The 2200-nt window shown below is 73.7% G+C and carries 2 protein-coding genes; both read left to right on the top strand.

What is annotated here, in order from left to right; all coding sequences use genetic code 11:
* On the top strand, positions 1-1315 hold a 1315-nt coding region (locus tag A5481_RS31695), incomplete at its 5' end, for a type VI secretion system Vgr family protein (RefSeq protein ID WP_245298687.1).
* Positions 1316-1319: 4 nt separating this feature from the next.
* On the top strand, positions 1320-2200 hold an 881-nt coding region (locus A5481_RS31690), incomplete at its 3' end, for a DUF4123 domain-containing protein (RefSeq protein WP_048437697.1).

Here is a 2200-nt window from a genome sequence, read left to right as displayed (position 1 = left end):
GATCGCGCGGATCGCCGGCCCGCCGGGCGAGGAGATCCACACCGACGCATTCGGAAGAGTGAAGCTGACCCTGCCCTGGGACCGGCGTGCGCGGGGCGACGGGACGGATACCGGCTGGGTGCGGGTGACGCAGGCCTGGGGCGGCCGGACCTGGGGTCATCAGGTGATCCCGCGGGTCGGGATGGAGGCGCTGGTGGCCTACCAGGAGGGCGATCCGGACCGGCCGATCGTGGTCGGCATCGCGCCCAACCCCAACAACCCGGTGCCCTACGACCTGCCGGCCAACAAGACCCGGATGGTGCTGCGCTCGAACTCGTACAAGTCGAAGGGCTTCAACGAGATGACCTTCGAGGACGCGACCGGCGCGGAGAACATGTTCTTCCACGCCCAGAAGGACCACACCACCAAGATCCAGAACAATCAGACCCATTCGGTCGGCATGGACCACGCCAACGTGGTCGGCCGCAACCAGGCCCTGACGGTGGGCGCCAACCAGACCCAGGAGATCGGCGGCTCGCTGAACCTGACGGTCGGGGGGACCGGGGCGGGGGCGGCCGCCCTGATGGCGCCGCTGCTCGGCATGGCCGGGCAGACGGCGGGGCTGCTCGGCCAGGCGATGGGCCAGGGCGGCGGCCTCGAGGGATTGGCGGCGATGGCGCCGCAGCTCGCCTCCTCGGTGATCGGGATGCTGGGGCAGGACGGCCAGCGGGCGCAGCAGGGGGTGTGGAACGGCCCCTCGCCGCGCCCGGATGCCGGCACGGCGCTGGCGGCGGCGGGCGCCGGGTTCGGCCGGGCGGCGGGCGGGCTGTTCTCGTTGCCGGGGATGATGAACACCCTGGTGGGCAGCCTGAAGACCGACTCGGTCGGGGTGGCGCGGGTCGAGCAGGTGGGTGCGGCCAAGGTGACGCATGTCGGCACGGCCTTCGCCACGCAGGTGGGCAAGGCGTGGTCGCTGTCGGTGGGGGAGAGCGCCAAGACGCAGGTGGGCAAGACCCGGCAGGTGCTGGTGGGGGAGTCGGCCGAGGAGCGGGTCGGCCGGACGAAGACGATCGATGTCGGGCAGGTGTTCGAGATCCAGGTCGGCGAGAAGTTCATGATCACGGTCGGCGAGAGCCGGCTGGTGATGGACAAGTCCGGCACGGTGACGATCGAGGCGCCCAGGACCACGCTGGTGAAGGGCGGCGGGGCGGCGCTGACGGTGGGGCCGGGCCCGGTCCTGTACACGCCGGACCTGGTCAAGGGCGGGGGCGGGTCGCCGCCCGGGACGTGCCTGCGGCGCATGGCGCAGGCCGGCGTGCCGTTCGTGCGGAGCTGACGGCATGAGCGACCGGCGTGCCACGCTCGACGAGATCCTGTCCGGCTCGGACGCGCCGGCCTACGCGGTGCTGGACGGGGCGGTGTTCGCCGACCTGCCGGCCCTGCTGGCGTCGCGGGGCCTGTCGGCCCGGCCGCTGCTGCGCGACGAGCCCGGCGGGGCGGTGCAGCGCGAGGGGCCGTGGCTGTGCCCGGTGGGGGAGGAGCCGCAGGCGCGTGCGGCGCTGCTGTCGGTTCTGGCGGAGGCGCCGGGCCGGGCCGGGACGATCTGGACGACGAGGGCGGGAGAGGATGCGCTCTACGCGCATCTGCGCTCGCTCAACCACGTGCTCCTGCCCTCGGGCGAGCGGGTGTTCTTCCGCCAGGCGGACCCGGACGTGATGAACGCGGTGCTGCGGCTTCTCGACGCCGAACAGGCGGCGCGAATGCTGGGCCCGGCGCGGATGGTGGCGTTCGAGAGCGCGGAGGCCGGCGGGGCGTGCCGGGTGGTGCGGCCCGACGGCCTGCCCCCGGCCCCGGAGGGCGAGCTCGTGTTCCGGCGCGACCAGATCGCGGACCTGAACGCGCGCCAGCGCGACCTGTCGGTGGCGGCCTACCTGCGGGAGGTGGCGGAAGAGGAGACGCAGGGCGTGCCGGCGGCGACGTTGCTGGGCTTCGTGCGGCGGGCGCGGGCGAGCGCGGAGGCGCTGGGGGTGGCGGGCGAGCCCGGGATCAAGCGGTGGGCGTACCTGCTGATGATGACGGACGGGCGGATCGAGGATGTGGCGGAGGTGCGGGCCTACGTGGGGCGGGGCGAGGCGGCACCGGCGCGTCAGGTGGAGAAGCTGCTGGGGCACACGGCGCGGGCGCTGCGGGAGGGCCGGACGGCAGGGCCATTCAAAGAAAG

The sequence above is a fragment of the Methylobacterium platani genome (genome assembly GCF_001653715.1).
Lineage (GTDB): Bacteria > Pseudomonadota > Alphaproteobacteria > Rhizobiales > Beijerinckiaceae > Methylobacterium > Methylobacterium platani.
Note: the sequence above shows the minus strand (reverse complement) of the source record. Positions and strands in the feature narration are given on the sequence as shown.